Genomic DNA, 16,209 nt, shown 5'->3' with positions numbered 1-16,209 from the left:
GCACGCCGCACGTCAGGTGGTGCCGCCCACCACCGCATCCGAGCTGCGCGCGGCGGCCGTCCGACGGCGGCGCTTCGGGGTGGGCGGGATCAGGCCGGAGACGTCGCCGCCCAGATCGTTGACGCGCGCGACGAACGGGCGGGTCTCCGTGTAGTGCACGACGCTGATCGAGCAGGTGTCGACCATGATCCGCTGGAAGTTGTCGAGGTGGGTGGCCAGCGCGTCGGCCAGCACGGCCTTGATGACGTCGCCGTGGCTGCACGCGAGCCACACCGCCTGCGGCCCGTGCTCGGCCGCGATCCGGGCCCCGTGCCTGCGCACCGCGGCCACCGCCCTGGCCTGCATCGCGGCGAGCCCCTCGCCCTCGGGGAACACCGCAGCCGACGGGTGACCCTGCACGACCTTCCAGAGCGGCTCCTTGCCGAGCTTCTTCAGCTCCGCGCCGGTCCAGGTGCCGTAGTCGACCTCGGCCAGGTCGGGCTCGGTGACGGGCGTCAGGCCGCGGCCGGCGGCCAGCGGCGAGACGGTCTGCTCGCAGCGCAGCATGGGCGAGCACACGATCTCGGCGATGGGGACGCCGTTCAGCCGCCCGACGACCTTCTCCGCCTGCCCGCGACCGGTCTCGTCGAGCTCGACGCCGGGGGTGCGCCCGGCCAGCACACCGGCGACGTTCGCCGAGGACCGGCCGTGGCGCAGGAGGATCAAGGTGGTCACGAACGCGACCCTACGTGGACGGACCCCTACGTGGCGGCGAGGCGGCCCGTGCTCAGCGCGGCGAGCAGCAGCAGGCCCAGGCCGACGCGGTACCAGACGAAGACGTAGACGCTGTGGGCCTCGACGTAGCGCAGCAGCCAGGCGATCGTGGCGTAGCCGACGACGAACGCGATCACGGTCGCCACGATCATCTGCAGGACGCTCGGCCCGTCGTTCGCGAAGACGTCGGGGAGCTGGAACAGCCCCGCGGCGAACACCGACGGGATGGCCAGCAGGAACGAGTAGCGGACGATCGCGGGCCGCGTCATGCCGAGGAACAGGCCCGCGGTGATCGTGCCGCCGGAGCGCGAGACCCCCGGGATCAGGGCCATGGCCTGCGCGAACCCGAGCAGGATGCCGTCCCTCGGGGTGATCTTGCGGAGCTCGATCTGCTGGCGGCCGATCCGCTCGGCCAGCCCGAGCAGCAGGCCGAAGATGATCAGGGTCGAGGCCACCAGCCACAGGTTGCGGCCCACGGTCTGGATCTGGTCCTCGAACAGCAACCCGAGCACGGCGATCGGGATGGTGCCGATGATCACCAGCCAGGCGATCTTGTAGTCGTCGGTGATCCGCACCATCGGCGTCGAGAAGCCGCGCCACCACACCGCGACCAGCCGCCCGATGTCCTTGGCGAAGTAGACGACCACGGCCAGCTCGGTGCCGAGCTGCGTCACCGCGGTGAACGCGGCCCCCGCGTCGCGCCCGAAGAACACCTCGGAGGTGATCCGCAGGTGGGCGGAGGAGGAGATCGGGAGGAACTCCGTCAGCCCCTGCACCAGACCGAGAACGAGAACTTCGAGCCACGTCACGTCGAGCGACCGTACTGGGGACCGTGATCGCGCCCGCCGTAGGCTCCCCGCCGTGCAGACGAGACGGGTCGGGGGCAGCGGTCTGGAGGTCTCGCGCATCGGCCTGGGCACCTTGACCTGGGGGGCCGACACCGATCTCGAGGCCGCGACGGCACAGCTCACGGCGTTCGTCGACGCGGGCGGCTCGCTCGTCGAGACCGCCGACGGCTACGGCGACGGCCTCGCCCAGGAGACCCTCGCCGCGGTGCTCGCGGCCTCGGTGCCGCGCGAGTACGTCGTGATCGCCGGGCGCGCCTCGCTGCCCGGCGGGCCGCTCGGCGACGGGGCCGCGCGCGGTGCGCTGCTGTCCGGGCTCGACGCCACGCTGAAGCGTCTGGGGGTCGACCACCTCGACCTGTGGCAGCTCCCCGCCTGGGACGCCACGGTGCCGGTCGACGAGACGCTCTCGGCCGTGCAGGTCGCCGTGCTCGCGGGCAAGGTCCGCTACGCCGGGCTCGTCGCGCCCCGGGGATGGCAGCTCGCCACCGTCGCCGAGCGGGGCCGGACGCTGGGCCCGCTCACGGTGCCGGTGTCGGCGCAGGTCGAGTACTCGCTGCTGGCCCGCGACGTCGAGGCCGAGCTGGTGCCCGCCGCGGTGCACCACGGCGTCGGGCTGCTGGCCTGGGCCCCGCTCGGACGCGGCGTCCTGACCGGCAAGTACGCCGACGGCACCCCGGCCGACTCCCGCGGCGCGTCACCCACCCTCGCCCCCTACGTCGAGGCGCGGCGCACCGAGCGCTCCACCCGGATCGTGCAGGCCGTCCTCACCGCGGCCGACGGCCTCGGCACCTCGCCGCTGGCCGTCGCGCTGGCGTGGGTGCGGGACCTGCCGGGCGTCGCCTCGGCCGTCGTCGGCGCCCGCGACGCCGCGCAGCTCGCCGCCTCGATGGCGACCGAGGCGGTGACGCTGCCCGCGGAGATCCGCGCGGCGCTCGACGACGTCAGCGGCCCGATCGCCTGAGCCGCCCCGGCCGGACCCGGACGAACCTGGCACCGGGCCCCCGCCCCGCCTATCGTGTGGGGCCATCCGCCGTTCACCGCGGCGCAACACGGACGAGCTCTCGGAGGTGCCGGTGGCCCGCAGCAGTCCCACCGCGGACGTCGACCCCGACGCCGCCGACGGGGAGTGGGAGTACCGGCCGATCGACATCCCCGGTGACGTGTCCCGGGTGACGGCGGCGGTCCGACTGGCGATCCAGGCGGAGTTCGGCGGCTGGGAGCTCTCCCGCGTCCGGCTCTACCCCGGCGGCGTGCGCAAGGTCACGCTCCGCCGCAAGCGCAGCAACCGGATGCTGCCCGAGATCTCCTTCTAGCCGGGCAGCAGCACGACCTTGCCGGTCGTGCCCCGCGACCCGAGCAGCCGCAGCGCCTCCGGGGCCTGGTCGAGCGGCAGCTCCGCGCCGACCAGCGGGTCGATGGCGCGGCGGGCCCACAGGTCCTCGACGACGCCCTGCCACTCGTCGATCCGGCCCGGGTCCATCGTGCGGTAGAACCCCCAGTGCACGCCCACGACCTCGTAGTTCTTGACGAGCACGTGGTTGGTGGGAGCCTCGGCGATGCGCCCGCCCGCGAACCCGATCACCAGGATCCGCCCCTCGAACGCGACGACCTTGCGCGAGAGGTCGAAGATGTCGCCGCCGACCGGGTCGTAGACCACGTCGGCGCCGCGGCCGCCGGTGAGCTCCTTGACCCGCGCGACGACGTCCTCGGCCGCGTAGTCGACCACCTCGTCGGCGCCGAGCCCGCGCACGACGTCGCACTTGGCCGCGCCGCCCGCCGTGCCGATGACGCGGGCGCCGAGCGCCTTCCCGATCTGCACCGCGGCGCTCCCGACGCCGCCGGCCGCGGCGTGCACGAGCAGGGTCTCCCCCGCCTGCAGCCGCCCGCGCCGGGTCAGCGCGCACACGCCCGTCTGGTAGGTGACGAACAGCCCCGCGGCCTGCGCCGCCGTCATGCCGTCGGGCCACGGGAACGTCGACGCCGCGTCGAGGACGGCCAGCTCGGCGTACCCGCCACGGCCCATCGGCGGCGTGCCGAGCACGCGGTCGCCGACGGCGGCCCGCGCCCCCTCCCCCGCCGCGACGACCTCACCGGCGATCTCCAGCCCCGGCGTGAACGGCAGCTCCGGCTTCTCCTGGTAGCGCCCCTGGCAGACCAGGATGTCGGGGAAGTTGCACGCCACCGCGTGCACCCGGACCAGCACCTGTCCCGGCCCGGGCTCCGGGTCGGGCAGCTCGCCGAACTCCAGCACCTCGGCCGGGTCGCCCAGGCGCGCGACGCTCCAGCCGCGCATCAGTGGTCCTCCCAGGACACGGCGGGCGGCGCCCCGGCGCCCTTCGGCCCGGGGACGCCCCGGAACCCGTACGGGGCGGGCTCGCGGCCCGGCTGCACGAACCAGCACTCGCCGGGCTCCGCGCGGCCGAGGATCGCGTCGACCCCGTCGGCGACGTCGTCGGCGGTGAGCAGCGGGAAATCGCCGAACTGGTCCTTCGCCTGCGCGATCAGCGGGGTGTCGGCGAAGCCGGGGCACAGGGCCGCGACGCGGATGCCGTCACCGATCAGCGTGGGCGCCACCGCGCGGACGTAGCCGACGACGGCGTGCTTGGTGAGCGTGTAGATCGGGTCGCCGGGCATCGGCACCAGCCCGGCCAGCGAGGAGGTGGCGATGATCGTGCCGCCGCCCGCGCGGCGCAGGGCGGGGACCGCCGCGGCCAGGCCGAACACGACGTGGTCGACGTTGACGCCCATGATCCGGCGGTACGCCTCGACGTCGAGGTCGGAGATCCCGGACTGGCCCGACGTCGTGCCCGCGTTGAGGAAGACGATGTCGAGGCCGCCGAAGTGCTCCTCGACCTGCCCGACGAGGCCGGTGATCGTCTCCGCGTCGGTGACGTCGGCGACGACCGCCAGCCCGCCGATCTCCTCGACCAGCGCCGTGGCCCTCGCCTCGTCGCGGTCGACCACCGCGACCTTCGCACCCGCCGCGGTGAGCCGCCGCGCGACGGCCTCCCCGATCCCCGAGGCCCCGCCGGTGACCAGGGCGCGCTTGCCGTTCAGATCCATCACGAGCTCCTCAGACTGCATTGAATGGTCCTGCTAGCAAGTACGCAGGAACGTGTCGAGCACGCGGGTGCCGAACTGCAGGGCGTCGACGGGCACGCGTTCGTCGATGCCGTGGAACAGGGACGCGAAGTCGAGGTCGGGCGGCAGCCGCAGCGGGGCGAACCCGAAGCAGGCCATCCCCAGCTCGGCGAACGCCTTCGCGTCGGTGCCACCGGACAGCATGTACGGCACGGTCTCGGCGGTGGGGTCCTCCGTGCGCAGCGCGGCCGCCATCGCGTCGGTGAGCGGGCCCCCGAACTCCGTCTCCACCGGCGGCAGCTCGGTGACCCAGCTGCGGGTGACGTGCGGCCCGATCAGCTCGTCGACCTCGCGCAGGAACGCCTCCTGGCGCCCGGGCAGCACCCGGCAGTCGATCACGGCCTCCGCGGTGGACGGGATGACGTTGGCCTTGTACCCGGCCGAGAGCATCGTGGGGTTGGCCGTGTCGCGGATGGTGGCCCCGACGATCCGCGAGAGCGGGCCCAGCTTGGCCAGCGAGCCCTCCAGGTCGTCCTCGGGGAACTCCAGGCCGGTGAGCTCGCTCATCCGGTCGAGGAACTGCCGGACGGTGTCGGTGATCGTCAGCGGGAACGTGTGGTTGCCCAGCCGCGCGACGGCCTCCGCGACGTGGGTGACCGCGTTGTCGTCGTGCAGGAACGAGCCGTGGCCGGGCTTGCCGCGGGCGTGCAGCCGCATCCAGGCGATGCCCTTCTCGGCGGCCTCGATGAGGTAGACGCGGCGGTCCTCGGCCAGCGTCAGCGAGAACCCCCCGACCTCCCCGACGGCCTCCGTGCAGCCCTCGAACAGGTCCGGGCGGTTCCTGGTCAGCCAGTGCGCGCCGTAGGCCCCGCCCGCCTCCTCGTCGGCGAGGAACGCGAACACGATGTCGCGCGGCGGCACCACGCCCTCGCGCTGGAAGCGGCGCGCGACGGCGATCGTCATCGCCACCATGTCCTTCATGTCGACGGCGCCGCGGCCCCACACGTAGCCGTCCTGCACCGCCCCGGAGAACGGGTGCACCGACCACTCCGACGGCTCGGCGGGCACCACGTCGAGGTGGCCGTGGACGAGCAGCGCACCGCGGGACGGGTCGGCGCCGGGCAGCCGGCAGAACACGTTGTCGCGACGGGGGGCGCCGGACTCGACCATCTCGATCTCGTAGCCGACCTCCGACAGCTTGGCCGCCACGTACTCGGCGGCCTCCCGCTCGCCGGTGACCGTGTCGGGGTCACCGGTGTTGGTGGTGTCGATCCGGATGAGCTCGGAGCAGAGGTCGACGACCTCGTCGACGGCGGAACTGTCCTGGGAGCGGGTCACGCGGCCTTCCTACCATCGAGTCCCGTCCGGGGCGGTCGTAGTCTCCCCCGCATGGCCCGACTGCTCGTGGTGGAGGACGACGAGACCATCGGCGGCGTGCTCAACACCAGCCTGCTCGCCCACGGTCACGACGTCACCTGGGTGCGCACCGGCCAGGGGGCGCTGCGCGAGGCCGCCGCGCACGACCTCGACCTCGTGCTGCTCGACCTCGGCCTCCCCGACCTCGACGGCGTGGAGGTGTGCCGCCGCCTGCGCACGCAGCAGCCCGGCGCGGTGCTCGTCGTCCTGACCGCCCGCACCGACGAGATGGACGTCGTCGTCGGGCTGGAGGCGGGCGCCGACGACTACCTCACCAAACCCCTGCGCCTCGACGAGCTGCGCGCCCGGATCCGCGCCCACCTGCGCCGCGGCGGGCCGGTGGCCCCCGCGGGCGCCGGGACCGTCGAGCTGGGGTCGGTCTTCATCGACGTCGCGGGCCGCCGCGTCACCGTCGCCGGGACCGAGATCTCGCTGCGCGCCAAGGAGTTCGACCTCCTCGCCCGCCTCGCCGCCGACGCCGGGAGCGCCGTCAGCAGGGAGACGTTGATGTGCGACGTGTGGGACGTCAACTGGTTCGGCTCCACGAAGACCCTCGACATGCACATCGCGGCCCTGCGTCGCCGGCTCGGCGGTACCGGCGCGACCGGTTTGCCCGAGATCGTCACGTTGCGCGGCCACGGGTACCGGCTCGACCCTCCGCACTGAGCCGTCCGGGCCGAGATTTGTCGCAGCGGTGGGTCTCGGTTGGTCGTCCGTTGACCCTCCGTGAGCAAGCCTGGAACCATGACGGCTCCCCCGCTCCACTCCCGGCCGGCCCCCGTCCGTCCCGCACCGTCCCGGTCGGCCCTGCCCCGGCTGATCGTCCTGCACCCCAACGACGGGTCGCTCACGATCGCCCGCGTGCTCGCCCGCCGCGGCGTCGACGTGCACCTGCTGACGAGCGCCGCCTTCGCCCACGCCCTGCGGTCGCGCGCCGTCACCGGCCGGGTGCTGCCCGACCCCGGTGAGTTCCCCGAGCTGTGGACCGCCGAGCTGCGCCGCCTCGCCGAGGACGGCGGCGGCGTCCTGCTCTCCGGGTCCGACGCGGCCACGAAGTACCTCGCCGAGCACCGGGCCGCCGTCCCCGCCGCGCTGCGGTCGTTCGAGTCCGGCGACGGCGCGCACCTGGCACTGATGGACAAGAACCGGCTCTACGAGCTCGCCGCCGAGGCGGGCGTGCGGACGCCGTGGATGCACCACGTCTCCACCCGATCCCAGCTCGAGGCCGTGCGCGGCTCGCTGACCTACCCGTGCATCGTCAAGGCCACCCTGGGCCACGTGGCCCGGGAGAAGGCCGGCTTCGGCACCACCCGCCTCGCCTCCGACGCCGAGCTGCAGGACAAGGCCGGCATCCTGCTCGACCTGGGCCTCGACATCGTGCTCACCGAGCTCGTCCCGGGGCCGGAGACGGCGCTGGAGGGGTCGGTGCTGGTGCGCGAGCGCTCCGGGGAGATCACCCTGCGCTACGGCCGCCGCAAGATCCGGCAGTGGCCCGTCGACTACGGCGTCGGCTCGATGCTGGAGTCGTTCGACGTGCCGGAGGCGCACGCGAACCACCTGCGGCTGCTCGAACACGTCGGGTTCGTCGGGATCGCCTCGTGCGAGATGAAGCGGCACGCCGACACCGGCGAGCTGTACCTCATCGAGATCAACGTGCGGATCCCCGGCAACTTCGGGCTGTCGCAGGCGTGCGGCGCCGACGGCCCGTGGCGCCTCTACGCGACGCTGGCCGGCCGGGAGCTCGGCGCGCAGCCGCGCCCGGTCCCCGGGCGGAAGGTGTGGCTGCCCGAGGAGGACCTGCGGACGATCCGGTTCCGCCTGCAGAACGGGCTGACGACGGTGCCCGAGGTGCTGCGCACCTTCCGCGGCGTCCGCGACATCGGCGTCCTGTCGCTGCGCGACCCGATGCCCGGGCTGACGTGGGCGACCGAGCTCGTGACCCGGCGACCGCGGCGGCTGCTGCGCGAGGCGCTGGCCCGACGCTCGCACTAGGGGCCACCGTCGCCCATCATGTGCCGATGCGCCATCGGATCGTCGTACTGGCGGTCGTCGCCGCGGTCATGACCATCGGACTGTTCGGCGGCCCCCTGGCCGCCGTCATGGCCGCGTACATGCTCAACGCCGGGCACAACCAGGTCGACAAAGCCACCGACACCCTCGGGCTGACGCTGGCCGCGGAGTTCGCGCGCGGCGAGGTCCCCGGCGCGCTGCCCCGGGCGGGGGAGATCCGGTTCACCCTCTACGACGCGGCGGGCGCGCGGCTGGTCGGCGACGGCCCGGCCGTCGCGGACGGTCCGGTCGACGAGGTGATCGAGGGCGAGGGCATCGTCGACGGGGACGGGGCGGGCCGCTTCCTGGTGGCCATCCCGCTCTACGACGGCGACCGGATCGTCGGCGCGCTGCGCGGCGAGGCACCCCAGGGGCCCACGTTCCTGCGGATCGCCGTCGCCCTCGCGGCCATGGCGGCGCTCGGGCTGCTCGCCGTCGGCGCGGTCTGGCTGGTGTCGCGGCGCCTCGCCGCCCGCCTCGCCGAGCCGCTGGAGGACCTCGCCTCCGCCGCCCGGACCGTCGGGGCGGGCGACTTCACCGCCACCGCCCCGCCGTCGCACATCCCCGAGATCGACGAGGTGGGCACCGCGCTCAACGGCGCCGCCGCCCGCATCGGCGGTCTCGTCGCCCGGGAGCGGGCGTTCTCCGCGGACGCCTCCCACCAGCTCCGCACGCCGCTGGCCGGCCTGCGGCTGGGCCTGGAGGCCGCGCTCGACACTCCCGGCCAGAACCTGCACACCGTCGTCGTCACGGCGATGGCGGGGGCCGACCGCCTGGAACGCACCATCGACGACCTGCTGAGCCTGGCCCGCGACACCGACCGCCGCGGCGAGCCCCTGGACCTCGACGCGCTGCTCGACGGCCTGCGCCGCGACTGGGCCGCCCCGCTGAGCGGGGCCGGCCGGACGCTGGCCGTCACCGTCCCCGCCGACCCGCCCGTCGCCGCGGCGTCGACCCCGGCGATGCGTCAGGTGCTCGGGGTGCTGCTCGACAACGCCGTCCGGCACGGCGGCGGTGCGGTCACGGTGACCGTCCGCGACGCGGGCGACGCGCTGGCCATCGACGTCACCGACGAGGGGCCGGGCGTCCGCGGCACCGACCCCGACGTGTTCACCCGCCGGTCGGGGAGCGCAGGCGGACACGGGATCGGCCTCGCCCTCGCGCGGAGCCTCGCCGAGGCCGAGGGCGGTCGCCTGCTGCTCGCGAGCCGCCTCCCCACCCGGTTCAGCGTGCTGGTGCCGCTCGTACCGATCCCCGTACGCACCCCCTGAAGGGCGTCCGTTATGGTCTTCCCAGTGCGCGGCCACGGCCGCGAACGGTCCGAGTGGCGGAATGGCAGACGCGCTAGCTTGAGGTGCTAGTGCCCTTTAACGGGCGTGGGGGTTCAAGTCCCCCCTCGGACACTCACCATAACCCCACGGTTGTGCGCCCACGTGAACGTCGGCGCGCACCGTGCGCTCCTCCGGCCGGTAGGTCAGCCGGAGCCCGAGCTGGCGGTACACAGCAGCCTTGTCGGCAGTGTCCGCGGCTACTAGGACGTCGTGCACGTTCTGCAGGGCGTCGACGACGGCGCGGATCTCGTCCCGGCTCATCCGGGGTCTCGTGACCGGCGCGCGGACCGCGCCCAGGGCCGCGGCCCGTTCGGACTGCACCTGTGCCGTCCAGCCCGCGACGAGCGCCGGATCCGTGCCCGCCTCCAGCGCCGCCCGATACCGTGCCAGCTTCGTGTCGCACTCCTGGACCACCTGTTCCGCGCGTGCGGCGGCCGGGTCGACCGGGTCGTCAACCTGCGCCTCCCACATGGCCGCCACGGTCCGGTCCAGCTCCGCCGGGGCGAACAACCCCGCCAACCAGCCGTCGAGCACCGGCAGGACGTCGTGCTCGGCGATGTAGACGTTCGACGGGTGCTCCACCCTGTTGGCCAGCCCGTACTCCCGCGGGTACCGGCAGCGGTAGTACGGCCGCTCGTGGTTCCACTGCCCCTGCATCTTCCGTTCGCACACCCCGCAGTGCACCAACCCGCGCAGGACGTAATCCCGCCGCACCCGCGTCCGGGTCCGCGACCTGCCTCGACCGTGCCCGGTCATCAGCGCCTGGGCCCGCTCGAACGACTCGACGTCGACCAGCGGCTCGTGGACCACGTCGGTGGACCACACCCAGTCGTCGCGGTCGTTCCACCGAAGCTTGGTCTCGTGACCGAGCGCGACATCCTCGACGTCGAGCAGGACCTCGTCCTTGCGCTGCTTGTTCCACACCTGCCGACCCGTGTAGCGGGGGTTGGTCAGGATCACCCGGATCGCCCCCTTGGACCAGGCGACACCGGTCCTGTGGCGGTTGCGGGCGCGGTCGTACGCCGACGGGGACAGGACCCCGTCACCGGTGAGCCCCTCGGCTATCGCGAAGATGCCCAGGCCTCCGAGGTACTCGGAGAAGATGCGCTTCACGATCGGGCCCGCCAGCGGATCGGGCTCCAGCACGTGCAGGCGGCGCCCGTCGGCGGCCTTCGCAGGGTTCGCGTGCGGACCGGCGTCGAGGAGGCGGTACCCGTAGGGCGGGCGGCCGCCGAGGAAGCGGCCCTCGACCTGGGCTTGGGCGGCCATCGCGGTCCGGACCCGGATCCTGATCCGGGTCCGCTCCCCCTTGGACATGCCACCGAACACCGACATGATCAGGTCGTGGGCCTCGGACTCCGGATCGACCGCCCCGCCGACCTCGGGAACCCAGAGGCTCACGCCGTAGTGCGCAAGCACCGGGAAGGTCAGGCTGTACTGGTTGCCGTAGAAGGCGCGCTGGGGCTCGCCGACGACCACCGCGTCGAAGTCCCGATCGGGACGCTTCAGGGCCACCAAGAGGGCCGAGGCCTGTGGCCGCCGCTTCCAGGGAATCGACCGCGACTGCCCGATGTCGAAGTACTCCGCCACGATGGCGCCGTGACGGTCGGCGAGCGCCCGCGCACGGCTCATCTGCCAGTTGCGCGACGCTTCCGGATCCTGCTGATCCTCGGTCGAGACCCGGCCGTAGAACGCGAACCTGATCGTCACGCCGCCTCCCGATCCACCACGTCGCGCTCGTCGGTCCGCGTTGCGGCCAGCACTATTCGTAGCAGCCCGCGAGCCGCCGCCTGTGTCAGGAGCGGCGCCTCATTCGGGACCACAACGCGAACCCACGCACCAGCACCGTGGCCGTCAGGCGTCGCTGCGGCCAGGTTTCCGGACTCGTAGCGGTTGCGCCGTTGCGGTAGACGGCCATCCGTCCGGTCGTCACATTCGGCGTCGAACCTCGTTCCGTCTCCTGGGGGATCCGAAACAGGCGGGTTGGAGTCGATACGGCGCTCCACAGCGTGGTCATGTTGCTCCCGGAGCCTGCGCGCACCGCCGCGGGGCTCGACGGGGCCGTTGGTCACGATCACGCCACCCCCCGCCCGATCAGGCCGTGCCCTGACCGGGCGGCGGCACGTACGTCCCATCCAGCACCCTTGCGGCTCGAAGCGCCAGCGTGCACTTCGGCAGCCGAGCTGATCGACGTCGCCTCCCGCAGCAGGAGGGCGACGGCGTGCGCCGCCTGGGCCGGAACCACGCCGTTGCCGAGCAGACGCAGCTGCGCGGTACGCGAGATGGCAAGCCCGGTGACCCACCCGACCGGCAGGCCCATCAGGAACTCGACGAACTCCGGGGCCAGGACCGGTTGCCCACGCCTGCCGGCCAGCAGCGGCCGCGGGGCACGCCGACCGAGCGCCCGCTCCCACCGGGCAAGCGCGGCACCGTGCACTCCCCACCGGAAGTCGGCTGTGCCGCACCGCGCACTTTCCTTCCCGATCATTCGCTCAGCTGGTAGTCCTGCGCATCCGCCAGATCGAGGATCAGATCCAGTAGGGAGGGCCCACCGGTTCTGCTCGACGCGCTCCGGCCGTTTGATGTGCCGTCGTGCGCGGTCGGCGTCGGCAGCAAGCTCAGCAGGGCCCTCGGAACGCGGCCAGGCGAGCAGGAACACCCGCTCGCGCCGGTGCGGCGCCCCGACGTCGTCGGCGCAGACGCTGCGCCACGACGAGTCGTACCCTGTCGCGGCCAGGTCGCCGAGTACTCGGCCGAGGCCGCCGCCCCGCCATCGGAGGGCGGCGACGTTCTCCACGACCAGCAGCCGGGGTCGAACCACGCGAACCACACCCAGCACGTCCCACAGTCCACTCCGGTCCCCGTTCTCGACACCGGCTCTGCAGCCGGCTGCGGAAATGTCCTGACAGGGAAAACCCGTCGTCAGCACCTCGACCCGGCACAGCCGGGTCCAGTCGAGCGCTCGTATGTCACCGAGGTTCGGGACGTCCGCGAAACGGGCGCTCAGGACCTTGACGGCCTGCGAGTCGATGTCCGAGCACCAGCTCAGCTGGCAGCCGGACAACGCCGCCATGACCCCGAGCTCGAGTCCGCCGACCCCCGAGCACAGCGATCCGATCGTGATCGGCCGCGTCAAAGCCTCGAACGCCGTGCCGCGGTGGCGTGGCGTGGCGTGGCCGGTCACGCGGCTTCGAGGAGCGCTGAAGCGCGATCGGCCCGCTGCTCCGGGCCCGTGTGCCTCCTGCCGGACTCCGCGCGGAACACCTGGACGTCCTCGTGAGCGATCAGGTGGAGGGGGAGACCGGCTTCGCGCTGCTTGCGGATGAAGTCGCGCTGGAAGAACGAGCCTCGGGCGACGAGGCCGTCGTCGGCGACGCGACCCAGCAGGGCGACGCAGCGTTCGACGGGGACGAGGCCGGCGCGGGTGCCGCAGGCGAGGATCTGGGAGGGCAGGTCGATCAGCTCCGCGTGCTCGCGCCACGGCCGGACGGTGATCGCGACGTGCGCGCCCGGGCGGAGAACCGCCGCGAGGGCGGCGAGGATGCGCTGGAACCCGGCCAGGAGGCGGTGGTGGCCGATGTTGGCGAGGTTCCCGCGGTCGAGCAGGTTGCCGTAGAGGTGGTGGTACTTCTGCACACCGCCGCCGGGGATGACAGACACCTGCCCGTGGGTGGAGGGCCCGTAGGGCGGGGAGGTGACCACAAGCGCGGCCTGCCCCACGAGGTCCGGCGGCAGGAGCGTGGTCAGCTGGCGGGCGTCGCCGTGGAGCACCTGAGAGCCGTCGAGGACTGCCGGGTCTACGCCGTCGTGGTCGCGGGCGAGGTCGAGGTTGGCGCGGGCGACGTCGACCCAGTGCGGCTCGTACTCGACGCCGACGGCGCGGCGGCCGAGGTGGACGGCCTCGACGAGGGTGGTGCCGATCCCGCACATCGGGTCCAGGACGAGGTCCCCGGGGCGGGTGTAGTGGGCGATGGCGTGGGCGGCGACGGCGGGCAGCATCTTCGCCGGGTGCGCGGTCGAGTCCGGGGTGTAGCGGTCGCGGCGCTGGCTCGCGGGGGGATGCTGCGCGGTGGTCCATACCGACAGCGGCAGTTCCTCGATGTCGAGGTCGACCGGGAGCCGTTCGGGGTGGGCGGTGTCGGGCATCGCGTTGCCTTCCGGGTCGACGGACATGGGGTGGCCAGCGGACGTGTGGATCACTGCCGTGCTGAACGGGCGGAGGCGGGGCGGGCGCCGTCGTCGTGGGGCTGGGCGAAGACTAGGACGTCGCTGTGCACGCGCCGGTGCGCCGCGGGCGTCCGGCCGTCCGCCCGGTGGGCGGGATGCGGGCGCAGCCGGGCGGGTGGGAGGTGCACGGCGACGACGTGCTGGAGGTAGAGCAGGTCGGCGTTCTGCCCTGCGGTCACCATCGGGCCGCTCGGGTCGACGAGGACGCCGTCGCTGCGGTCACAGTGGGTGAGTACGGCGAGGACCCCGCCGAGCCGGAGTGTTCGGGCGGCGAGCCGGGCGACAGTGTCGGCGTGCTCGGCCGCGTCGTGTCTAGCAGGCATCACAGTGACCAGCAGATCGACCCGGTCGTCCGCGACGTCGGGCCGGGGAGGACCGGCATCGTTCCCAGCGGCGCCGTCGGGGAGATCTCCGGTATGCGGGCGGCGGCCGAGTTCGGCAACCGCTGCCACCACGCCGAGTGGAACCGGTTCTCCGAGTCCGTCTCGTGCGGCGGCGGGCCAGGGTAGGAGCAGGACGGTGGCGTCGGGTTCTGTGAACGAGGTGACGGCGCGGGCGAGCACGGGCAGCGGCCAGACCACGCCCGCCGGCTCGGTCTCCGGCGCCCCTCCCCGCCCCGACAGGCAGGGAGGGTCGGTGATAACGGGGCCCGCCTCGTGCCGGGTCGGGGTGAACCAGATGGTGGACGGGGTCGGGTGGTTGCCGCGCCGGGTGTGACGGCGCGCGGAGTTCGCCGGGCTCCGCCGCGTGCGGGTCGGCGCGGTCGGGTAGGGCCGGAAGTCCACGACCGTTCGGGCTCGGCGTGCCTGGCTCGACACGGCGGCGCCGGGGGTATCGGGCTTCTGTTCGTCGCGGGCTGGGTAATCGTCGGACGGCACAGGGACGCTCCTGAGGTCGGGGGCGGGCCGCGCTCCGGGCGCAGCCGAGGACGCCCCTGAACTCCGTCTTCGAGGCCCGGCGGGGACATGCCGGCATTCGCCGCCAGTACCCCTTGAATCGCGCAGCCCGCCCCACTCGCCGTGCCCGTCGCGACACCCGGCGGCGACCGGGCGGAAAGCGCGCAGAGCGCGGACGGGCTGAATTAGGTGGCTGGCGCGCGCGGCATGTCGCGCGGCCGAACGACCGGGTACCAAACGGGTACCGGACGCTTACCGATGAGGTACCGAGCGGGTACGGCGAGAGGTTCACGCAGCTCAAAGCATGATCGTTGGAGGCGATCGCCGGACCAGACCACGCGCTTCGAGCCCCGAACCTCATGCGGTCCAGGCCGTCCAAGTGATCGACGGTAAGCGTTTCGTACCTCTCCGGTATGCGATCGGGAACGGTTCGGTACCACCTGCTGTGGCGTCCTTTCCTCGCTGATTCACCGAGCGAGGCGAGGAGCCGACCGATGCAGGACAGGAACACGATTCCGAGGGCCGCTTTCGGCCCGACCGACATGCCGCTCGACGCCGCGCGCTCGGTGTTCGGGTGGCTGGTCACCGGGCCCGAGCCGCTGTCGGTGGACGGGCGCGAGTTCGCCGGGTTGCCCGACCGGGCGGTGCCGCTCGACGAGGTGCGGTACCGGCTGTTGCGCCGCCGCTGCCCACAGCCGGTGCGCGACGCGGTGTGGGCCCACCTCGTCGTGCGGTCCCGGGCAGCGCAGACGGAGGCGGGGGCCGGGGCGTGGACGGTCGGGTGCGTCGGGGTCGCGCTGCCCGCGCTCACCGGCATCGCCGCGAGGCTCACCTCCCGCTTCGTGGGCGACCCGCGCGACATCCACGCCGCGGTCCTGGCCGGGTTCCTGGCCGAGCTGCCGGTGATCGATCTGGCCCGGCCGCGGATCATGCTGCGGCTGCGGTGGGCCGCCTACCGCGCCGGGCACACCTGCCTACGGGAGTCCCTCGACGCGCCCACCCCGTCCGCGCGGGCGTTCCATTCCGCCGCCCCACCCGCACCGGCCGGGCACCCGGATCTGGTGATGGCCCGGGCGGTCACCGCGGGCGTCATCACGCCGGTCGAGGCCGAACTGATCGGCAGCACCCGGCTGGAGGAGGTGTCGCTGGCTGAGGCCGCCACCCGGCGCGGCACCGGATACGAGGCCGCGAAGAAGGCCCGCCAGCGCGCCGAGCACCGGCTCGTCGCGTTCGTCCGCGAGCGCCAGGCCGAGCCCGACGACGACCAGCTCGACCTCGACGCGATGACCGCCACCGACTCCCGTCGGACACGCAGGGTGACCGTCGAGGTGGTGTCGGGAACGCACCGGCGCCGCGTGCGCCGCCGGATGTCCCCGGACGCACAGCACGGCGGAGTTCAGGTGCGCGGACGGGACCAGCCCGTCCACGGCCGGGTTCCCCACCGCCCGGCGTCCGGCGACGACGCCCGCCGCGACCGACCGCAACAGCCGGTCGGCGGGCCCGAGGGCAGCACGAGCTCTGGGCCGGTCGAGACGCCGGGCCGCACCCCGCGACCGAGCACGGAGGAACCGCGATGCGCGTGAACCGACACACCAGCCCTCCTCACGG

15 protein-coding genes and 1 tRNA gene are annotated in these 16,209 nt (G+C 73.5%); 7 read left to right on the top strand and 9 right to left on the bottom strand.

The window, feature by feature from the left end; translation table 11 throughout:
* Positions 1–12: 12 nt before the first annotated feature.
* Together I4I81_RS30270 and I4I81_RS30265 are read right to left on the bottom strand one after the other, a co-directional pair.
* Complete coding sequence (locus I4I81_RS30270; protein ID WP_218602119.1) at positions 13–714, bottom strand: histidine phosphatase family protein; 702 nt, start codon at positions 712–714, stop codon at positions 13–15.
* A 26-nt stretch (positions 715–740) separates the two neighbouring features.
* On the bottom strand, positions 741–1,562 hold the full coding sequence (locus I4I81_RS30265) for an undecaprenyl-diphosphate phosphatase (protein ID WP_218602118.1): 822 nt from the start codon (positions 1,560–1,562) through the stop codon (positions 741–743).
* A 52-nt stretch (positions 1,563–1,614) separates the two neighbouring features.
* Between I4I81_RS30265 and I4I81_RS30260 the strand changes: the two genes are divergently transcribed.
* Both I4I81_RS30260 and I4I81_RS30255 read left to right on the top strand, forming a co-directional pair.
* On the top strand, positions 1,615–2,562 hold the full coding sequence (locus I4I81_RS30260) for an aldo/keto reductase (protein WP_218602117.1): 948 nt from the start codon (positions 1,615–1,617) through the stop codon (positions 2,560–2,562).
* Positions 2,563–2,674: 112 nt separating this feature from the next.
* Positions 2,675–2,914: a DUF5703 family protein gene (locus I4I81_RS30255; RefSeq protein WP_218602116.1), complete on the top strand. Its 240-nt coding sequence runs from the start codon at positions 2,675–2,677 to the stop codon at positions 2,912–2,914.
* On the opposite strand, the gene I4I81_RS30250 is transcribed toward I4I81_RS30255, so the two are convergent.
* From I4I81_RS30250 to I4I81_RS30240, 3 genes are read right to left on the bottom strand one after another with little or no spacing between them, the layout of a single operon-like run.
* A complete protein-coding gene (locus I4I81_RS30250) occupies positions 2,911–3,894 on the bottom strand; it encodes an NADPH:quinone oxidoreductase family protein (RefSeq protein WP_218602115.1) in 984 nt (327 codons plus the stop codon). The genes I4I81_RS30255 and I4I81_RS30250 overlap by 4 nt on opposite strands.
* Positions 3,894–4,664, bottom strand: a complete 771-nt coding sequence (locus tag I4I81_RS30245; protein WP_218602114.1) for an SDR family oxidoreductase — start codon at positions 4,662–4,664, stop codon at positions 3,894–3,896. Before I4I81_RS30245 ends, I4I81_RS30250 begins: the two co-directional genes overlap by 1 nt.
* Before the next feature lie 33 nt (positions 4,665–4,697).
* Positions 4,698–6,020, bottom strand: coding sequence for a M20/M25/M40 family metallo-hydrolase (locus I4I81_RS30240; RefSeq protein ID WP_218602113.1), 1,323 nt, complete (start codon positions 6,018–6,020; stop codon positions 4,698–4,700).
* A gap of 51 nt (positions 6,021–6,071) precedes the next feature.
* On the opposite strand from I4I81_RS30240, the gene I4I81_RS30235 reads away from it, so the two are divergent.
* From I4I81_RS30235 to I4I81_RS30220, 4 genes are all read left to right on the top strand, one after another.
* Positions 6,072–6,764: a response regulator transcription factor gene (locus I4I81_RS30235; RefSeq protein WP_218602112.1), complete on the top strand. Its 693-nt coding sequence runs from the start codon at positions 6,072–6,074 to the stop codon at positions 6,762–6,764.
* Positions 6,765–6,842: 78 nt separating this feature from the next.
* Positions 6,843–8,090: a carboxylate--amine ligase gene (locus I4I81_RS30230; protein WP_218602111.1), complete on the top strand. Its 1,248-nt coding sequence runs from the start codon at positions 6,843–6,845 to the stop codon at positions 8,088–8,090.
* 26 nt (positions 8,091–8,116) lie between these two features.
* A complete protein-coding gene (locus I4I81_RS30225) occupies positions 8,117–9,418 on the top strand; it encodes a sensor histidine kinase (RefSeq protein ID WP_218602110.1) in 1,302 nt (433 codons plus the stop codon).
* 47 nt (positions 9,419–9,465) lie between these two features.
* Positions 9,466–9,550: transfer RNA gene (locus I4I81_RS30220), tRNA-Leu, on the top strand.
* On the opposite strand, the gene I4I81_RS30215 is transcribed toward I4I81_RS30220, so the two are convergent.
* The 4 genes from I4I81_RS30215 to I4I81_RS30200 form a co-directional block, all read right to left on the bottom strand.
* Entirely contained in the window at positions 9,515–11,188 is a 1,674-nt protein-coding gene (locus tag I4I81_RS30215) for a recombinase family protein (protein WP_218602109.1), read from the bottom strand. The two genes, I4I81_RS30220 and I4I81_RS30215, sit on opposite strands and share 36 nt — an antisense overlap.
* 364 nt (positions 11,189–11,552) lie before the next feature.
* On the bottom strand, positions 11,553–12,662 hold the full coding sequence (locus I4I81_RS30210; RefSeq protein WP_226363644.1) for a DNA cytosine methyltransferase: 1,110 nt from the start codon (positions 12,660–12,662) through the stop codon (positions 11,553–11,555).
* Positions 12,659–13,624, bottom strand: a complete 966-nt coding sequence (locus tag I4I81_RS30205) for a TRM11 family SAM-dependent methyltransferase (protein ID WP_225926447.1) — start codon at positions 13,622–13,624, stop codon at positions 12,659–12,661. The genes I4I81_RS30210 and I4I81_RS30205 overlap by 4 nt, the downstream gene beginning before the upstream one ends.
* Before the next feature lie 50 nt (positions 13,625–13,674).
* Entirely contained in the window at positions 13,675–14,583 is a 909-nt protein-coding gene (locus I4I81_RS30200) for a hypothetical protein (RefSeq protein ID WP_226363643.1), read from the bottom strand.
* 512 nt (positions 14,584–15,095) lie between these two features.
* Between I4I81_RS30200 and I4I81_RS30195 the strand changes: the two genes are divergently transcribed.
* Positions 15,096–16,184: a hypothetical protein gene (locus tag I4I81_RS30195; protein WP_218605857.1), complete on the top strand. Its 1,089-nt coding sequence runs from the start codon at positions 15,096–15,098 to the stop codon at positions 16,182–16,184.
* Positions 16,185–16,209: the final 25 nt, after the last annotated feature.

The sequence above is a fragment of the Pseudonocardia abyssalis genome, assembly GCF_019263705.2.
GTDB lineage: Bacteria > Actinomycetota > Actinomycetes > Mycobacteriales > Pseudonocardiaceae > Pseudonocardia > Pseudonocardia abyssalis.
Note: the sequence above shows the minus strand (reverse complement) of the source record. Positions and strands in the feature narration are given on the sequence as shown.